We start from the raw sequence: 17,203 nt of genomic DNA, 5'->3' as shown, positions 1-17,203 counted from the left end.
ATCAGGCGTCGAGCGCGCGGTCGAGTCGGTCACGGATACCGTCGGCGAGTTCGTGGGCGCGCGCTTCGGTGCGTGCCTCGGTGTAGACGCGCACGAGCGGTTCGGTCCCGCTCTCGCGGACGAGTAGCCAGCCGTCGCCGACGTCGAGGCGGAATCCGTCGATATCGTTCAACTCGCCGTCGCTCTCGTCGGCGTACGCTGCGGCGGCCGCGAGCAGCGCCTCGCGCTCGCCGTCGCCCTCGTAGCCGACAGTCGTCCGGACGTTGTGATAGCCGCCGACGTCCTCGATGACGTCGCTCGCCGGTCGTTCCGTGAGGAGTTCGAGGAATCGGGCGGCGGTGTACGCGCCGTCGCGGGCGAGTCGGTATCCGGGAAAGAGCACGCCGCCGTTGCCCTCGCCGGCGATGGGCACCGAAACGTCCTCGTTCTGGAGGTCGCGCACCCGCGAGATGATACGCGTGCTCCCGACCGGCGTGAGTTCGAGGGCCGCGCCCGCCCGCTCGGCAACGTCGACGAGTCGCTGGGAGACCGTCACCGCCGACACGGTCCTGTCGCCCGCATCGAGCGTCGCGGCCGCGAGCGCCGCGAGCGTCGCATCGCCCTCGATGTACTCGCCACGTTCGTCGAAGAAGATGGCCCGGTCGGCGTCGCCGTCGTGGGCGATACCGACGTCGGCGTCGGTCGCCCGCACCAGTCGGCCGAGGGCGGCGAGGTTCTCGGGGATCGGCTCCGGGTCACGGCCCGGGAACGTTCCGTCGCGTTGGGCGTTGACGGTGTGGACTTCACAGCCCAACTCCCGGAAGAGATCCGGACTCGTCAGCGCGCCCGCGCCGTGGCCGGGGTCGAGCGCCACGGTGAGACCCGCATCCCCGATGCGCTCGCGGTCGACGGCCCCGACGACCTCCGCGATGTACTCGCGGCGCGCACTCGTCACCCGCCGGGAAGTTCCGGTCTCGTCCCATCGAGCGCGTTCGAAGGATTCCCCGTCGAACATCCCTTCGACGCGCTCCAAGCGCTCGATGCTGAACTCGATGCCATCGGAACCGACGAGTTTGATGCCGTTGTACTGTGGCGGATTGTGCGAGGCGGTTATCATCACCCCCGGGACGCCCTCGCGCTCGGCGTAGGCTTGGAGCGCCGGCGTCGGCAATACGCCCAGCCGATCGACGTCGCGGCCGGCGCTCGCGAGACCGCTCGCCGTCGCGTCGGCGAGCATCGCCCCGGTCGCGCGCGTATCCCGGCCAACGGCGACCCGTCCATCGACGACCGTGCCGACCGTCAACCCCATCCGGAGACAGAACGCCGGCGTCACCTCCCGGTTTGCGACTCCCCGAACCCCGCTCGACCCGAACAGTTCCATTCGCGTGACGCTGTGACCCCAACTCACAAATCGTTTCCGAACCCCACTTTTTTCGACGGGGTCCTCGCGCTCGCTTCGCTCGCGCTCGAACCCCGTCCAAAAACCTGGACTAAAAACTCCCGCTCGCAAACCGCGCGAGCGGTGAACCGCGCTCACTGCGTTCGCACGGAGACCAACTCTCCGCAACCGCAAACCGCACAGCACCGCACTGCCGAAGCCCTCGGCACGCACTCACTCCGTTCGCTACTCGCTCCCTGCGGTCGCTCGCGTGCCTCGCCCTTCATCCACCAGGGACCACAAACCACACCACGACGATCGCCACCGCTCCGCGACCGCAACCGCCAGCGGCCGCGCCGGAACGCTTTCGCCGCTCGGCGTCCCCGTTTGTTCATGAGCAGCATCGACGAAAAGCGCGTCCACGGCGCGAACACCGAGCCGACAGCGCTGTTCGTCGCCAGCGACGTTGGTCTCACCCGCGTCGCGGTCGCCGGCGAGCGCGTGGGCGAGATCGAACTCCGCGACCGCCGCCCGGCCCGCGACCTCGCCGTCGACGGGAAACTGGCCGTCGCCACCGACGAGGACGTGCTGGTCGGCGAAGCACTCGAAGAGTCGGGGTTCGGCCCGGCGACGGCGGTCGGCTTCGACGACGAACTCGTCGCCGCCGCTCCCGACGGACGGGTCGCGCGCCGAATCGACGACGAATGGCACGACGTGAGCACCCTCGAAACGATCAACGCGATCGACGGCGACCTGCTCGCCACCGATGGCGGGATCCATCGACTCACGGACGACGGTCTCACCCACGCCGGTCTCGACGCGGTCCGGGACGTCGCCGTCGGGGACGTTCCACGGGCCGCGACCGCCACGGGACTCTATCGCCTCGGCAACGGCTGGATGGACGACCTCGACGGCGACTTCAGGATGGTGAGCGCCGACGGCGAGCGAGCGCACGCCGCGACCCCGAGTGAATTCTACGCCCACGACGACGAGTGGCAACCCATCGAGATCGAAAGATCGGTCGCTGCCGTCGCGTACGCGGAACTGGTCTATGCCGTCGCGGCGGATGGCACACTACTAATCGGGATCGACGACGGCTGGCGCGACCACCCGCTCGGCATCGGCGAGCCACACGCGCTCGTGGCGATGGACCGAAAACCCGTTTAACTGGCCGTCACAGGAGCATACATGATCGTCAGCGCCTCGGTCTCCCAATCGCTCGCAAGCGCGCTCGCGGCGGCGCTCGACGAACCGCTCGCGGCCACCGAATACGAGCGCTTTCCCGACGGCGAGTTGCAGGTCTCGGTACCCGGTTTCGACGCCGAGCGCGCAATCGTCGTCTGCGCGACGCCCACGAGCGACGCCCACATCGAGGCACTCCAACTCCAAGACGCCGTCCGCGAGGCCGGCGCGCGCGAGGTCACTACCGTCGTCCCATATCTGGGCTACGCCAGACAGGACAGAGCCTTCGCGGCGGGCCAACCCGTCTCCGTCCGCGCCGTCGCCCGCGCGCTGAGCACCGGCACCGACCGCGTGATTACCGTGAATCCCCACGAGAAATCCGTCAGCGAGTTCTTCGACGTTCCCTGTTCGACTGTGGACACGGCCGGACGACTCGCCGACCCTCTGCCGGACCTCGACGATCCCGTGTTCATCGCCCCCGACGCGGGTGCCATCGACCTCGCGGACACCGTGAGAGACGCCTACGGCACGGGCGAAACGGACCACTTCGAGAAGACTCGCCACAGCGCCAGCGATGTCGAACTCCGGCCGCACGAAGCCGACGTCACCGGCCGGGATGTCGTGCTCGTCGACGACATCATCGCCACCGGTGCGACGATGGCCGGGGCCGTCTCACATCTCAGCGACGACGCCGCCCGGGTGTTCGCCACCTGCGTCCATCCGGTGCTCGCGGGCACGGCCCGGATTCGTCTCGCCCGTGCCGGCGTCGAAGCGGTCTACGGAACCGACACCATCGAGCGCGCCGAGAGCGCCGTCAGCGTCGCGCCCGCCATCGCCGCCGCGCTCGATTAGTCCGCGCGCGCCTCGGCGACCGGCACGATGGCGATCTCCACGGTCGTATCCTCGACCGACCACTCGCGGCGGTGGCCGTCCGCGACGTCGCCGAACGACGCGGCCCTGACCTCCTCGGCGATGAGGCTCTCGTGCTCGCGAACGAACCTCGCAACGCGCTCGTCGGCGATGTCGAGTTCGACTCTGATCTCGGCCTCCAGGTCGAGGTCCAGCTCCTTTCGCATCTCCTGGATCCGCCGGACGACGTCGCGCGCGTAGCCCTCGCTTTCGACGTCCTCGGTGAGCGTCGTGTCGACGTAGACCGTGCCGCCGCCCTCGGCGGCGAACGTGTCGGCGGCAACCCCCTCGGGCGTCTCGGTGACGATATCGACCATCTCGTTCGTGAGTTCCACCGACTCGTCGAGCGCAGCCGAAACGGTGGTTTCGAGCGCGTCCAGCGTCGGCTCGTCGACCCGTGCCTCGTTGAGCGCGGTCATCACCTCGCCCGACTTATCGCCGAAGGCGGGCCCGAGCACGCTCATGTCCGCGCTGGCACTGTAACGTAGTTCGTCCCATCGCTCGTCGGGGTCGATCAGCTCCACAGTTCTGGCATTGAGCCGGTCGGCGACGATCGCCGATTGGGACTGCACTGCGTCGGCGACCGCCTCGCTCTCGGCGTCGACGACGACGCGCGTGACCGGCCAGCGGAGTTTGCGTTCTGCCTGCTGGCGGGCGGCCGAACCGGCCTCTTCGACGCCGCGGGCGACCCGGACCTCGCGTTCGAGCCGTTCGTTGCGGAGCCCTTCGTCGGGCTCGGGCCAGTCGCACATGTGGACCGTGTCGAACTCGCTATCTCCAGTGAGCGTCCCATAGATCTCCTCGGCAGCAAAGGGTGCGTACGGAGCGAGCAGCGCGACGACCTCCCGCAGCACGCGGTAGAAGGTCGCGTACGCCGCGCGCTTCGAGGGGCTGTCGGCCTCCTCCCACATCCGCTCGCGCACGCTTTGGACGTAAAACCGAGAGACGTCTTCGACGACGAAATCGAGCAGGGCGTGGAGCGCGCGATCCTGGCGGAACTCGTCCCACTCGTCGGTCATCTCCTGCTCGACGGTTTGCAGCCGTGAGAGCACCCACTCGTCCTCCCGTTCGAGAGTTACGTCGTCGAGAGTGACCTCGGCGGGATCGAACCCGTCGAGGCGCATGTAGGGAAGGGGAAAGCGGAAGACGTTCCAGAGGATGTTGAGGTTGCGCTGCATCGTCTCGGTCTCGTCCCACGAAAAGCGCATGTCGTCACCCTGGGGCGTCACCGACAGGAGGAACAGCCGCATCGGATCCGCGCCGTACTCGTCGATGACTTCCTGGGGCTCGACGGTGATGTCCTTCGACTTCGACATCCCTCGGCCGTCGGGCATGTTGGCGTAGCCGTGCATCAACACCTCCTTGTAGGGGATTTGTCCGAGCGCCGCCGTGCCCATTCCTAATTGGGACCAGAACCAGCCCCGGGTCTGGTCGTGTGCCTCCATGATGAGGTCTGCTGGCCACAACTCCTCGAAGTCTCCTTCTTCCTGGGGATAGTCAAGCGTGCCCCACGAGGCGACGGACGAATCGAGCCACACGTCGAAGACGTCCGGCACGCGCGTGTAGGTCGTCCCGCCCTCGGTGATCGTGAGATCGTCGACGGTCGGGCGGTGGAGATCGACCTCGTCGGGGTCGACGGTTTGGTCGGCACGTTCGGCCAACTCCTCGCGCGTGCCGATCACGACTACCTCACTCATCTCGCCGGACCAGTCCTCGGGCGTCCAGATGGGGACTGGTATGCCCCAATAGCGCTGTCGAGAGACGTTCCAGTCGGGCGAACCCTCGATGAAGTCCCGGAACCGGTTGTCGCGCGCCTCCTGGGGATGCCACTCGGAGTCCTCGATGTTGTCGAGCATCTCCTCTTTGACGTCCGTGACGGTGATGAACCACTGGTCGGTGGCGAGGAAGACGATGTCCGTGTCACAGCGCCAGCACTGCCCGTAGTCGTGGGCGTAGGTCTCCTCGGCGAGCAGCAGTCCACGCTCGTCGAGGTCGGCGATGATCCCCTCGTTCGCGTCGCGGACGAATTCGCCGGCGTATGTCCCTGCCTCGTCGAGATAGACGCCGTCGCCGCCGACGGGGCAGAACACTGGCAGGTCGAGTTCCGAGCCGCGCTCGAAGTCCTCCTGACCGTGGCCCGGGGCGGAGTGGACCAGACCAGTTCTATCGACCTCGACATAATCGGCGTGGTAGACTTCGCCGACGCCCTCACCGTCGGGACGATCTGGTACTTCCTCGGCCAACGGATGCTCGTACTCCCAGCCGAGCAGTTCCTCACCATCGAACTCGTCGAGAACCTCGTAGTCGTCGTAACGGCCCTTCTTCAGTACCTCCTCGACGACATCGGCGGCGAGATAGAGCACCTCCTCCTTGCCGTCTTTTTCTGCACTGATCTTCCGATATTCGACGTCCTCGTCGATCGCGACGAACTCGTTGGCCGGAACGGTCCACGGCGTTGTCGTCCAGATGACAAGGTTCCCCTCGCGCTCGCGGAGCGGGAACTCGACGTAGATCGAGGGGTCCTCGATCTCGTGGTACTCGACCTCGTTCTTGGCGATGGCCGTCTCACACCGGGGACACTGGGTGATCGAGCGCTTGCCCTGCTCGACGAGGCCACGGTCGGCGGCCTCCGCGAACCCCCACCACGCCGCCTCCATGTATTCGGGGCTCACGGTTTTGTAGGGATTCTCCCAGTCCATCCAGACGCCGAAGGACTTGAAATCCGACTGGAGCCCTTCGAGCTGTTCGTCGGCGTACTGCTTGCACTCCTCGATGAACGGCTCCATGCCGAACGCCTCGATGTCCTTCTTGTTCTCGAAGTCCAGTCGCTCCTCGACGCGGGTTTCGATGGGCAGCCCGTGCATGTCGTAGCCAGGTCTATCAGTAACGTCGTAGCCCTGCATTCGGTGATACCGGATATAGGCGTCCTTGAGGGTCTTGTTCCACGTCGTGCCCATGTGGGCTGCACCCGACGTGTAGGGCGGGCCGTCGACGAAAAAGAAGTCCTCGCCGTCGGCGCGGTGTTCCTTCGTCTTGCGGTAGGCGTCGGTCTCGTCCCACTGCTCGAAGACGCGGCCCTCGACCGCATCGGGGTCGTAGCGATCCGCGACCGGCTCGAACCTGCTCATGGCTCGCCTACCCGTGCGGGGACTAAAGGAGCCTCGGTTGTGCAGACCGATCTGTCGGACCCAAGCGGAGCGAGTCCGCGGACCGGAACGGACTCAAACCGCTCGGCCCCACACTCGCCATGCCCGACTATCCCGACCCCGACTCGAAAAACGTCCTCGCGCCCGGCTGTGGGCGGTGCCCGGCGCTCGCCGACGCCCGTGAGTGCATCTCGTGGGGCAACGGCTCGCTCGATGCGGAACTCGTGGTCGTCGGCGAAGCGCCCGGTGCCGGCACGCCCGAGGCCGACCGCTGGAAGGGCGGCAACTGGACCGGCATGGCCTACACCGCACGTCACTCCGGGCGCAAGATTCGAGATCTCTTTGCCGACCTCGGCTTCGACAACGACGACCTATACTACACGAACGCCGTCAAGTGCTTTCCAGAGGGCGAGGACGGATCGAACCGCGAACCCACGAGCGAAGAGCGGACGAACTGCCGGCCGTATCTCGAAACCGAGATCGAGGAGATCGAGCCGCGCGCCGTCGTCGCGACCGGCAAACACGCCACGACGAGCCTGCTCGCCACCGAGGGAAAGAGCATCGACGGCTTCCTGGACTCGATCCTCGAACCGGTCGCGCTCGAAAGTCTCGAAACGACGCTCGTGCCGGTGCTGCATCCCTCCTATCAGGCGGTCTGGCTCTCACGGCTCGACTACACCCACGAGGGCTATCTCGACGCCATCGCCGAGACGCTCGCCGGGGTCGAGTGACGCCAAACCTTCTTGGCTCGCCCGCGCGAGGTGCCGGCTATGTCGAACAACGACGACTGCCCGTTCTGTGGAATCGTCGCCGGCGAGATCCCCGGCCGCATCGTCTTCGAGAACGACGACGTGACCGCCTTCCTCGACGCGAACCCGCTCGCGCCCGGCCATACCCTTGTGGTCCCGAACGACCATCACGAACGGCTCGACGACCTCTCCGAAGAACTCGCCCGCGAGGTGTTCGCCGCGCTCCACCGGCTGACGCCCGCCGTCGAGGCGGCCGCCGACGCCGACGGGGCGAACGTGGCGTTCAACGACGGCCCGGCCGCCGGCCAAGAAGTGCCCCACCTCCACGGGCACATCATCCCCCGGTTCGACGACGACGGCGGCGCGCCGATCCACGCCGTCGCCGGCGACCGACCCGACCTCACCGAGGACGATCTCGACGCCATCGCCGAGGACGTCCGCGACGCCCGGTAACGTTCCGACCGCGAATCACCACACCCGTTTCGTCACCATACATCGAGTGAATATTTATGGAATTATCGCAACTGTTCGTTAATAATTTCGCTCTACGGAAAAAATTTAAATAACACGCATTTCATCGTCAGTACGATGGATTCGCAGCGGACCTGCCCGGAATGTAGTGGGCGGCTGGACGATGCCGGCGCGGAGACGTTCTGTGCTGGCTGTGGACTCGTCGTCGCCGAGGACCGCGTCGATCCGGGCCCCGAGTGGCGCTCGTTCGACGACGGTCCGAACAGAAAACGAACGGGCGCACCGCTGACCCGCTCGCGCCACGACCGCGGCCTCTCGACGGAGATCGGGCGTTCGACACGTCTCACCGGGCGGAAACGCCGGCTGTTCGCCCGGCTTCGCCGCCAGCACAATCGCGCCAGGATCTCCTCGCGCGCCGAGCGCAATCGCGTCTACGCCTTCACCGAAGTGCGACGGCTGGTCGGCGCGCTCGGCCTCTCGGAGTCGATCCGCGACCGCGCCTGCGTGCTGTTCGAGTCGGCACAGGACTCGGATCTCCTGCGCGGACGGTCGCTCGAAGGATTCGCCGCCGCGGCCGTCTATGCGGTCTGTCGCACCGACGCCGTCTCGCGCACGCTCGCCGAAATCAGCGCGGTCGCAAAGGCCACCCGCGACGAACTCACCGCCGCCTACGATGCCCTCAATCGTGAGCTGGGCCTCCCGACGGGACCCATCGATCCCGCGGAGTATCTCGCTCGCTTCGCGAGTCGACTCGGTCTCCCGTCTGACATCGAGACCCGAGCGCGCACCCTCGTCGAACGGTGTCACGAGAACGGACTGACCAGCGGTCGCAACCCGAGCGGTGTCGCCGCGGCCTGTCTCTACACCGCCGCGTCCGAACGCGAGCACTCGCTGACCCAGCAGGCCGCCGCCGACGCTGCCGGCGTGACGCCGGTGACGCTGCGCGCGACGTACTACGATCTGCAGGAGTAGGTTGTGGAGAGTCCAGTTAGGTCGTCCGCAGGTGGTCGGTCTGTGGCTCGTAGACCTCGCCCTGTCGCCTGAGTTTCTCGATTTCGTGTTCGGCCTTCGAGCGCTCCATGCCCGTCTCCTCGGCGCGGTCGAGCACCTCCTCGACCGGCGCACCCGAATCGTACTCGCTCTCGATGTCTGCGATGAGCGCCTTGACGTTCTTGATCCTGTCGCGCTGTGTTTTCGAGGTGCCGGTTTCGACGATGTCGGCGTCGAACTCGCCGGTTTCGGGATCGACGCCGATGTCCTTGAGGCACGAGCGAACGATCTCGATGACGCGCTCGGCGTCCTCCAGTTCGACAGTATCGGCAAGCCGAACCCGCGCCGAAGCCTCGCCCAACCTGACGAGCGCTTCGAGTTTTCTCGCGGTCACCGGCACGGGCGCGTCGTCGTCGGAGCCTTCCGCTCGGAGGTCGACGTAGAAGTCACTGATGGCCTCCTTGGCCTCCTCGGTCATCGTCGGGAAACAGTTGCGCTGGGCGTAGGCGATGTACTTCCTGAGCAAATCGGGCTCGATGGCCGGGGCCACCGTGTCGGTGACGGCGTCGACTTCCGACTGGCTGACGTTCGCGGCGGTCTGTTCAGTTCGTTGCGTATGGAGTTCACCTGCATAATTCGTCCGCAGGATGTGCTCGGCGAGGTCCTTGTCGCGCTCGGGGTCTGGGTCGTCGGTCACCGTGAAGATGAGGTCGAACCGCGAGATGAGTGCGGGTTCGAGGTCGATCTGTTCGCCGATAGACTCGTATTGGTCGAATCGTCCATATTTGGGGTTGGCCGCGCCGAGCAGCGAGCATCTGGATTTGAGTGTGGCGTTGATACCGGCCTTCGAGACCGAGATGGTCTGCTGTTCGAGCGCCTCGTGCATCGCCGAGCGGTCTTCGGGCCGCATCTTGTCCAACTCGTCGACCGCCGCGATGCCCTGGTCGGCGAGCACGAGCGCACCGGCTTCGAGCGTCCACTGCTGGCCGTCGCCGAAGTCGTCGCGTACTGCGGCCGCCGTCAGCCCCGCACTCGACGAGCCTTTCCCTGAGGTGTAAACCGACCGTGGCGCGATGTTTCTGATGTACTGGAGCATGACGGACTTCCCGGTACCGGGGTCGCCGATGAGCAGCATGTGGAGGTCACCCCGGATGCGCGAACCGTCCGGAAGGTGTTTGGCGACGCCCGAAAAGAGCTGGAGAATCATGGCGAGCTTCGCCTCTTCGTAGCCGTAAATCGAGGGTGCGATGGAGCCGACCATCTGCTCGTAGATGTCCTCTTCCGTCGAGAGTTCGACGATGGCGCGCTTGTCGGCCTCCGAGATGTCCATGTCCTCGAACTGCTCGTCCTCGATTTCGACTGTCACACCGTCCATGAACAGGTCGAACATCGGCGAGGCATCTCGCCCCGTCTCCTGCTGGTCGAGATGCAAGATTCCGGTGACGCGGACGTGGTCGCCCGCCGTCACGTCGCCCGTGATGTCGTCTTCGATATGCACGTCGATGTTTTGGGGGGTTTCGCCGCCGCGCAGTCCCTCGGGACTCTCCTGAACCCTGAGCTTCTGGGCATCGACGAACTCCGACTGGTCGAAGTTGATGTTGAACGGTCCCTGCCGTTCACAGCCCTGGCACTCGTGTGGCTCCTGGAAGTCGCCGCCGGTCTGTGGTATTCTGGTAAGTGTGCCACAGCGCTGGCACTCGAAGGCCGCCTCGGTGATCTTCGGGCGGACGTCCGTGGCTTTGCGCACGATGCCCTGTACGGCGAGCAACTGCCCACGATGGCGCGCCCGGATCTCGCGGATCTCGGTCGCCTCGTCGAGGCCACGGATACGGACGTGTGCGCGCCCGAGACCAACGTCCACGGGGAGGTCGTAGAGTCTGAGTGCTTCCTCGGCGTATTCCTGTAACTGGTCAGGTTGAGAGCGATAATCGTCGGCGAGGTCCGAGTCGAACCGGTAGAGGTCGCCCCAGTCGATGAACAGCGAGCGCCGCTCGTTGGGGTATTTCTGGGCGAGGTCGCCGATGTCGTTGCGGTAGTAGTTGCGGTAGAACTCCTCGAAGTCGTCGATCAGTTCGGCGTTCTCCGCACGAGCCATTGGCGATGGGTAGTGCGCTTTCGGCTAAGAACCTTCGCAACGTGTGCGGTGAAAGTGAAGCCGGGTGGCGCGTCCGCTCGTCGTTCGGTTCGGCGTGAAAGTGGGACCGCGCGGATTTGAACCGCGGTCACGAGCACCCAAGGCTCGAAGTATACCAGGCTAACCCACGGTCCCGCACGAGTGAGTACTACGTCCTGGCGAATAAACCCTTGCGTTTCCCCATCGGAGAGCGGTTGTCATCGAACCCGCGTCCACGAACGGAGTACGGAAGGCCTATACCCCACTCGTGCGAGGAGTCGCGCATGGTCACGGGACTCGAACTCGCGGTTCTCGCGGTCGCGCTCGTCTTGCTCCTCGGGGCCGCGCGCATCCTGCAGGCGGTCCGCCCGCTCATCGTCAACGCGGTCATCGGCCTGCTGGTCTTCCTCGCCGCTAGCTGGTTCGGCATCGGCGTCGAGATCAACTGGCTCACGCTCGCGGTCGTCGCCATCGGCGGCCTGCCGGGCGCAATACTGGTGGTGCTCCTGTCGGTGTTCGGCGTCGCGTTCACGCCCGAGTTCATCGCCCCGCTCGTCTAGCTCTCCTCGTCACGCATCTCGATGTCGGCCACCGTGTCGTAGGGGTCGCTTCCCTTGCGAATCCCGTCGAGCATCGTGAACGCCGCACCAGGTTCCAGAAAGTGTCGCGTCACCGCCCGGCCGAGCGGAGTGGGCGAGAGACCGTCGATGAACTCGTACTCGAGGAGTTTCCCCACTGCGTGTTTCATCGGGACGTCGCCGACCATCCGCTCGGTCAGCGCCTTCGCACCCGCGCCCGCCACAGTGACGTTCGCCAGCACTTCCTCCACAGCACTGGTTTCGTCGTAGCGCATCGCCACGGGTTCCATCTCGCCCTTGAGGAGTCGGAAGGCCGTCTCGTCCTCCGAACCGGGCATGCTCGAGTGGTAGCTCCCGTCGGGTTCGACGAGGACGTAGACGACGCCGCGGTCGTGGTAATCGGGTCGTCCGGCCCGCCCAAGCATCTGGTGGAACTCCTGGACGGTGAGCCACTCGATGCCCATCGCCAGCGAGTCGAAGATCACCTGCGAGGCCGGGAAGTCCACGCCGGCGGCGAGTGCAGCGGTCGTCACCACTGCGGCGAGGTCCTGGTTGGCGAACTGGCGCTCGACGGTCTTCCGGCGCGAGTAGTCCAACCCGGCGTGGTAGGCCGCGGCGTCGTACTCCAGTTTTCGGCTGAGTTCGTGACACCGCCGCCGGGAGTTGGTGAAGACGATGGTCTGCCCCCGAAATCCCTTCGAGGATTTGCGGTCGAACTCCCGCCTCACTAGCTTGTTCGCCACGCGCGCTTTCTCCTGGCCGTCGGCGAAGGTGACGTGGCGCTCGATCGGCACGGGCCGTTCCTCGAACTCGACGAGGTTCGCCCGGAGTTTCCGTGCCAGCCAGTTCGGGTTACCCACCGTTGCCGAGAGGTAGAGCCACTGGGTTCCTGCGGCGGCTCCGTTGCCGCCTGCACTCCCGCCGTTGCGATTCTCACAGTAGCCCTTCAGCCGGGCGATGAGACCGTCGAGGCGGTGGCCGCGGTCGTCGTCCTCCAAGGTGTGGACCTCGTCGATCACGACTGTGCCGATGTCGCCCAGATCCTGGCCGACCCGGAGCGCGTGGTCGATGCCCTCGTAGGTGCCGACCACGATGTCGGCGTCGGGGTCGAACCGTTCGCCGTCCCCACGGACGCGGCTCGCACCGACTCGAATCGTGACGTCCGCGAGATGGCCGTACTCGTCGGCGAAGTCCTCGTACTTCTGGTTTGCGAGCGCCACCAACGGAACGAGAAAGAGCATCTTCCCCTCGCCGTTGAGGAGTCTGTCGAGACCCGCCATCTCGCCGATCAGCGTCTTGCCGGTGGCGGTCGCGCTCACGACCAGTTGGTCATCGCCGTCGAGCGCGCCGTTCTGAACGGCTAGGCTCTGCACGGGGAGAAGCGTCTCGAAGCGATCGTCAAGCAGGCTCTGCATGCCGGAATGGAGACCGAGCGAGTCGACCGGGACCGGATCGACAGCCTCGGTCGTGGCGCTCATCTCGTCGAACTTCGTGAGGTCGGGGTCGAGCTGGCCCGAGAGCAAGTTCTTCACCCGTTCGAGATCCTGCACGTCGAGCAGTAGTTCCTGGAGCCGCTCGGCCGCGGTGCTGGAGACGTCGTGGTGGGCGAGTTCGGCGTCGAGTTCGCGGCGCGCGCAGTCCGGACAGATCTGTTCACCGTCGGCCTCGATGGCCGTCTCGCTCGTGATCGGCGAGTAGCGCCCGACGCCCGCACAGTACCGGCAGGTCCGTACCGTCTTGGCGTCGAGTTGGTAGCCGTCGAGCATCTCGTGGAGTTCCTCGCGCTGTGTGCGGCCCGTCTGCTCGGAAATTCGAATCCGGACGGCGCGGCGGGCGAGTTCGACAAATCGGTCGGGGCGAAGCGGCTCCTCGCCCGAATCGTGCCGGCGCGCGAACTTCGCGGGTCGCGGGCCGGCGTCGGTCGTCCCGAGTTCGAGCCGTGCCGAGAGCGTCCGCTCGTCGTCGTTCGTGACGGCGACGAGATAGCCGTCGCCGATGCCGTGGACGAACAACGTCTCGACTGCGACCTGCTGTGACACTATCGGTAACGAGGCGAGCCGGCTATTTCAGTCGCTCGCACTACTCTTCGAGTTCGATGGCGTCGTCACCGTTCGGCACCGCACAGATGAACGCACCCTCCTCGTCGCCCTCGTTGCGATACCAGTGGACGACGCCGGCCGGAATCAACAACGAATCGCCGGCGCTCACGGTGTGTTCCTCGTCGTCGATACCGACGGTGTACTCACCACTCAGCACGTACTGTTCGTGTTCGACCTCGTTGGTGTGTTTCGGGACGTCGCCACCGGCCGCGAGCGTGAATCGCCGGATGGCGAAGTTCGGCGCGCCGCGGACTTCGTCGATGAGAACACCCTTTTCGAGACCGTCGGCCGCATCGACCGCTTCGTACTCGATGTCGTCCCCACGGCGCAACAGCGCGCCCTCGTGGTCACTCATGCGTTCTCCACGTGTACCAATGGCTAAAAGCCAGCGACTGGGATGGGCTTAAGGGACTGCCAGCCCTACCCGAGGTATGCCTAGCTTTCGCGTCGGCAGTATTGCGGGCATCCCCATCAAGCTCGGTCTCTCCTTTCTGCTCGTGCTCCCGCTGCTCGCGTGGCTGATCGCCTCGCAGGTCGGCCAGCTCGTGGCGCTGATGAACGGCACGTTCGGGACGGCGCTTCCGGGTGCGGCGCTGTCGACTGGCACGATGCCCTACTTTCTCGGTATCGCCGCCGCGCTCGGACTGTTTGCGGGCGTCGTCCTTCACGAACTCGGCCACTCGGCGGTAGCGATGCGGTTCGGCTACGACATCGACGCCATCACGCTCTGGTTCCTCGGCGGCATCGCTCAGATGGCCGAGATGCCCGAAGACTGGCGGCAGGAGTTCGCCGTCGCCGTCGCCGGACCGGTGGTGAGTGTCGCCCTCGGCATCATCTCCTTCGGTGCCTTCCTCGTCGTGCCCGCAAGCCTGCCGGGCGTGCGCTTCGTGGTCGCCTATCTCGCACTGTTGAACATCGCGCTCGCGGCCTTCAATCTCCTTCCGGGATTCCCGATGGACGGCGGGCGCGTGCTGCGCGCGCTGCTGGCGCGCAATCGCACCCACGCCCGCGCGACCCAGATCGCTGCCGAGGTCGGCAAGGGGTTCGCCTTCTTACTCGGACTCGCGGGCCTGTTCGGCGGCGACGTCTTCTTCATCGCCATCGCCTTCTTCATCTACATCAGCGCCGCTGGCGAGGCCCAGCAGGCCGTCACGAAGGCCGCTCTCCAAGGTGTGCTCGTCGAACGGGTCATGACACCTGCTGAAGACATCGATGCCGTCACGCCCGAGACGAGCGTCGCCGACCTCGTCGACCGGATGCTTACCGAGCGCCACACGGGCTATCCCGTTATGGAGGACGGCGACCTCGTGGGGATGGTCACGCTCTCCGATGCGCAAACCGTGCGCGAGGTCGAACGCGACGCCTACCGCGTCGGCGAGGTGATGAGTCGTGACCTCTACACGATTCCCGAAGACAGCGACGCGATGACCGCGCTCTCGACGATGCAGTCGAACGGCGTCGGCCGGCTCCCGGTGCTGGACCTCCGTGGGGAGTTCGTCGGTCTCGTCTCCCGGACGGACCTGATGACCGCGCTGACGATCCTCCAGTCGAGTGCACCCTCGACGGCCCCCGACGCGCCACGCTCGCCCGACGAGTCGCTCTAGCTCTCGGGCGCTGGCACCGTCTCGACGCGCTCGCGGAGCCACTCGGCGGCCGCGTCGAGTTCGGCACTGTCCTCGCCGACGAGTTTGAGGCGGTTGTGTCGTGCCTCGCGGTCGGGATAACAGCCTACCGTGACGTCGAAACGCTCCTCGGTCGCCACGAGGTCGGGAATCAGGTCCGCTTCCGGGGTGTTAGTGTAGAAAACCCGCGAGCGCATATCGCCCCCGAACGCCTCCACGACGCTCTCGAACATCGCCTCCATCTCCTCGGGAATCCCGGGCAGGACGTAGACGTTCTCGACCACACAGCCGGGCGCGAGACCGGGGTCGTTCAGCAGTACCTGACTGCCCTCTGGAATCGATGCCTCGGCAGCCACGTCGATGTCAATGTCGGGATACCGGTCGCGGATGGCCGCGACGCGCTTTTCGACAGATTCCCGTGCGCGCTCGTCGACCGCGAGCGAGCGGTCGAAGGCGTCGGCGACGGCGTCCATCGTGCGGTCGTCGGGCGTGCCACCCAGTCCGCCGGTGACGATGACTGCGTCGAACGCGTCGGCATACTCATCGACTTTGCGGGCGATCAGTTCTCGATCGTCGGGCACGACGAGCACGCGCGCGACGGTCGCTCCGCGGTCGGTGAGACGGCTGGCCAACCACGTCGCGTTCGTGTTCGCGGTGTCGCCCGAGAGCAGTTCGTCGCCGATGGTGAGTAGCGCGACGTCCATCGGGGAACGAGGACGGGCGGACAGATAGCCCTTCGCTGTTGGCACTCGAATCGAATTCGAATACCAATTAAAATAAAAATATTAGAAATAAAATATATTCTGTATCCAGCCACCACCCCGATGCAACTATGTGCTTGCATCACTCACTCAGAGGCAACAACCTCGTGATTTCCTAATGTCTTCAGTAATATACCTTGATCAAAACATGTGGATCATGTTGTTGAGGCAGAAGAATGGGCAGGAAACGGCATATTCTCAGGAATTAAAAGTGGTTGAGAAACATTCTGAAAACGGTAACGCTGTCTTTCCTCTTAGTTTAGTTCACGCAACCGAGACAGCGTCGTCTGCGGATAGAGATGGCGGGGTGGATGACATGGTTGATTTAATGTTAAATATATCCCAGACGAATTGTGTTGCACCATACACTACTGTCGAGTCCGAAGAGATTCTAAAAGAGGCTCATCGATTGATGGGGCTAGATTTTTCTATGAGCGGAAAAGTCATCGGCCAAGGACTTCCTTTCATGTATGGTGGACGTAATTATGACATCGTCTCTGAGTCTGGTGATTTAAATCCCGAACTGAAGGAAACACTTCTTGATTTCAGTACAAGTAGAGAAGCGGCTAATGAACTCTTGAACGACGCTGAACTTCGTGAAAGTCTGGGTGACCGCGACCATGAGAAAGAACTCGCACATAGACTAGAGAATACTCGGGATGAAAACGAAGGCAAAATTCAGAACAATACGGAATATCGGAAGAAGTCTGTTGCTCACTATTTCGAAAACGTCATTCGGCCGGAGCTGAATGACAATATAAGAAAACTGTTGCTAACACGAAATGGGATATCTCCACTGATAAACCACGATATCTCTAAGAAGGAACTAGAAAGTCTGGAGTATGCAGTCAAGTATATGAAGCGCTTCCCGTCATCTTACGTACATACAAACCTTACCGCTCTAAGAGATCTCCAGAAACAGCGTAATATCGCAGCAAATGACCTAAACGACATAATGGCGCTATCTGTAGCAATCCCTTATTGCGATATGGTTATCACAGAGGGGTTTTGGACCAACCTTTCGGGACAACTTAGCCTTGGTGAGTTGTTCGACACTACCGTGACCTCAAATCTCAAAGACATCCATAACCTCTTGTGAGGACACTTATTTCTGAAGTCCGGGTGCGAGAATCGAACCCGCGTCTCAGCCTCCACAAGGCTGAAGGATGACCATTACCCCAACCCGGACACGTAGTCGCTCCTATTCGCGCCCGAATCAAGTACGT

Annotated in this window: 14 protein-coding genes and 2 tRNA genes; 8 read left to right on the top strand and 8 right to left on the bottom strand. The window is 64.4% G+C overall.

Annotation, left to right across the window (positions count from 1 at the left end):
* Position 1: 1 nt before the first annotated feature.
* Positions 2 to 1,360 (bottom strand): phosphoglucosamine mutase, encoded by a 1,359-nt coding sequence (gene glmM / locus ACP97_RS12210; RefSeq protein WP_049998079.1) that lies wholly within the window; start codon positions 1,358 to 1,360, stop codon positions 2 to 4.
* A 390-nt stretch (positions 1,361 to 1,750) separates the two neighbouring features.
* Between glmM and ACP97_RS12205 the strand changes: the two genes are divergently transcribed.
* The gene (locus ACP97_RS12205) at positions 1,751 to 2,524 is read left to right on the top strand and encodes an HVO_0234 family beta-propeller protein (RefSeq protein ID WP_049998078.1); all 774 of its coding nucleotides are present in this window, start codon (positions 1,751 to 1,753) and stop codon (positions 2,522 to 2,524) included.
* A gap of 21 nt (positions 2,525 to 2,545) precedes the next feature.
* Positions 2,546 to 3,391: a ribose-phosphate diphosphokinase gene (prs, locus tag ACP97_RS12200; protein WP_049998077.1), complete on the top strand. Its 846-nt coding sequence runs from the start codon at positions 2,546 to 2,548 to the stop codon at positions 3,389 to 3,391.
* On the opposite strand, the gene ileS is transcribed toward prs, so the two are convergent.
* Positions 3,388 to 6,576 carry an isoleucine--tRNA ligase gene (ileS, locus tag ACP97_RS12195; protein WP_049998076.1) on the bottom strand — a complete coding sequence of 1,063 codons (3,189 nt, stop codon included), beginning with the start codon at positions 6,574 to 6,576 and terminating at the stop codon, positions 3,388 to 3,390. The two genes, prs and ileS, sit on opposite strands and share 4 nt — an antisense overlap.
* Before the next feature lie 119 nt (positions 6,577 to 6,695).
* On the opposite strand from ileS, the gene ACP97_RS12190 reads away from it, so the two are divergent.
* The 3 genes from ACP97_RS12190 (at position 6,696) to ACP97_RS12180 (ending at position 8,786) form a co-directional block, all read left to right on the top strand.
* The gene (locus ACP97_RS12190; protein ID WP_049998075.1) at positions 6,696 to 7,325 is read left to right on the top strand and encodes a uracil-DNA glycosylase; all 630 of its coding nucleotides are present in this window, start codon (positions 6,696 to 6,698) and stop codon (positions 7,323 to 7,325) included.
* Between the two features lie 39 nt (positions 7,326 to 7,364).
* Positions 7,365 to 7,796, top strand: coding sequence for an HIT family protein (locus tag ACP97_RS12185; protein ID WP_049998074.1), 432 nt, complete (start codon positions 7,365 to 7,367; stop codon positions 7,794 to 7,796).
* Between the two features lie 135 nt (positions 7,797 to 7,931).
* Positions 7,932 to 8,786, top strand: coding sequence for a transcription initiation factor IIB (locus ACP97_RS12180; protein WP_049998073.1), 855 nt, complete (start codon positions 7,932 to 7,934; stop codon positions 8,784 to 8,786).
* A gap of 16 nt (positions 8,787 to 8,802) precedes the next feature.
* Here ACP97_RS12180 and ACP97_RS12175 read toward each other — a convergent pair whose 3' ends face one another.
* Together ACP97_RS12175 and ACP97_RS12170 are read right to left on the bottom strand one after the other, a co-directional pair.
* The gene (locus ACP97_RS12175) at positions 8,803 to 10,899 is read right to left on the bottom strand and encodes a minichromosome maintenance protein MCM (RefSeq protein ID WP_049998072.1); all 2,097 of its coding nucleotides are present in this window, start codon (positions 10,897 to 10,899) and stop codon (positions 8,803 to 8,805) included.
* Positions 10,900 to 11,000: 101 nt separating this feature from the next.
* A tRNA-Pro gene (locus tag ACP97_RS12170) sits at positions 11,001 to 11,073 on the bottom strand.
* Positions 11,074 to 11,201: 128 nt separating this feature from the next.
* Between ACP97_RS12170 and ACP97_RS12165 the strand changes: the two genes are divergently transcribed.
* On the top strand, positions 11,202 to 11,477 hold the full coding sequence (locus ACP97_RS12165; protein ID WP_049998071.1) for a pro-sigmaK processing inhibitor BofA family protein: 276 nt from the start codon (positions 11,202 to 11,204) through the stop codon (positions 11,475 to 11,477).
* Here the strand turns inward: ACP97_RS12165 and ACP97_RS12160 are convergent.
* Positions 11,474 to 13,534, bottom strand: coding sequence for a DEAD/DEAH box helicase (locus ACP97_RS12160; RefSeq protein WP_049998070.1), 2,061 nt, complete (start codon positions 13,532 to 13,534; stop codon positions 11,474 to 11,476). The two genes, ACP97_RS12165 and ACP97_RS12160, sit on opposite strands and share 4 nt — an antisense overlap.
* Positions 13,535 to 13,574: 40 nt before the next feature.
* Positions 13,575 to 13,949, bottom strand: coding sequence for a cupin domain-containing protein (locus ACP97_RS12155; protein WP_049998069.1), 375 nt, complete (start codon positions 13,947 to 13,949; stop codon positions 13,575 to 13,577).
* Between the two features lie 76 nt (positions 13,950 to 14,025).
* Between ACP97_RS12155 and ACP97_RS12150 the strand changes: the two genes are divergently transcribed.
* Positions 14,026 to 15,198 (top strand): CBS domain-containing protein, encoded by a 1,173-nt coding sequence (locus ACP97_RS12150; RefSeq protein WP_049998068.1) that lies wholly within the window; start codon positions 14,026 to 14,028, stop codon positions 15,196 to 15,198.
* Here the strand turns inward: ACP97_RS12150 and ACP97_RS12145 are convergent.
* On the bottom strand, positions 15,195 to 15,920 hold the full coding sequence (locus ACP97_RS12145; RefSeq protein WP_049998067.1) for a competence/damage-inducible protein A: 726 nt from the start codon (positions 15,918 to 15,920) through the stop codon (positions 15,195 to 15,197). The genes ACP97_RS12150 and ACP97_RS12145 overlap by 4 nt on opposite strands.
* 175 nt (positions 15,921 to 16,095) lie before the next feature.
* On the opposite strand from ACP97_RS12145, the gene ACP97_RS12140 reads away from it, so the two are divergent.
* Positions 16,096 to 17,076 carry a hypothetical protein gene (locus tag ACP97_RS12140; RefSeq protein WP_161782623.1) on the top strand — a complete coding sequence of 327 codons (981 nt, stop codon included), beginning with the start codon at positions 16,096 to 16,098 and terminating at the stop codon, positions 17,074 to 17,076.
* 17 nt (positions 17,077 to 17,093) lie between these two features.
* On the opposite strand, the gene ACP97_RS12135 is transcribed toward ACP97_RS12140, so the two are convergent.
* Positions 17,094 to 17,165: transfer RNA gene (locus ACP97_RS12135), tRNA-His, on the bottom strand.
* Positions 17,166 to 17,203 lie beyond the last annotated feature (38 nt).

Origin of the sequence: Halococcus sediminicola (assembly GCF_000755245.1) — an archaeon.
In the GTDB taxonomy this organism is placed as follows: domain Archaea; phylum Halobacteriota; class Halobacteria; order Halobacteriales; family Halococcaceae; genus Halococcus; species Halococcus sediminicola.
Note: the sequence above shows the minus strand (reverse complement) of the source record. Positions and strands in the feature narration are given on the sequence as shown.

Bases quoted from the DNA above. Each gene is read 5' to 3' on its own strand.
- glmM (WP_049998079.1), bottom strand. From the start codon at position 1,360: ATGGAACTGTTCGGGTCGAGCGGGGTTCGGGGAGTCGCAAACCGGGAG.
- ACP97_RS12205 (WP_049998078.1), top strand. From the start codon at position 1,751: ATGAGCAGCATCGACGAAAAGCGCGTCCACGGCGCGAACACCGAGCCG.
- prs (WP_049998077.1), top strand. From the start codon at position 2,546: ATGATCGTCAGCGCCTCGGTCTCCCAATCGCTCGCAAGCGCGCTCGCG.
- ileS (WP_049998076.1), bottom strand. From the start codon at position 6,576: ATGAGCAGGTTCGAGCCGGTCGCGGATCGCTACGACCCCGATGCGGTC.
- ACP97_RS12190 (WP_049998075.1), top strand. From the start codon at position 6,696: ATGCCCGACTATCCCGACCCCGACTCGAAAAACGTCCTCGCGCCCGGC.
- ACP97_RS12185 (WP_049998074.1), top strand. From the start codon at position 7,365: ATGTCGAACAACGACGACTGCCCGTTCTGTGGAATCGTCGCCGGCGAG.
- ACP97_RS12180 (WP_049998073.1), top strand. From the start codon at position 7,932: ATGGATTCGCAGCGGACCTGCCCGGAATGTAGTGGGCGGCTGGACGAT.
- ACP97_RS12175 (WP_049998072.1), bottom strand. From the start codon at position 10,899: ATGGCTCGTGCGGAGAACGCCGAACTGATCGACGACTTCGAGGAGTTC.
- ACP97_RS12165 (WP_049998071.1), top strand. From the start codon at position 11,202: ATGGTCACGGGACTCGAACTCGCGGTTCTCGCGGTCGCGCTCGTCTTG.
- ACP97_RS12155 (WP_049998069.1), bottom strand. From the start codon at position 13,949: ATGAGTGACCACGAGGGCGCGCTGTTGCGCCGTGGGGACGACATCGAG.
- ACP97_RS12150 (WP_049998068.1), top strand. From the start codon at position 14,026: ATGCCTAGCTTTCGCGTCGGCAGTATTGCGGGCATCCCCATCAAGCTC.
- ACP97_RS12145 (WP_049998067.1), bottom strand. From the start codon at position 15,920: ATGGACGTCGCGCTACTCACCATCGGCGACGAACTGCTCTCGGGCGAC.
- ACP97_RS12140 (WP_161782623.1), top strand. From the start codon at position 16,096: ATGTCTTCAGTAATATACCTTGATCAAAACATGTGGATCATGTTGTTG.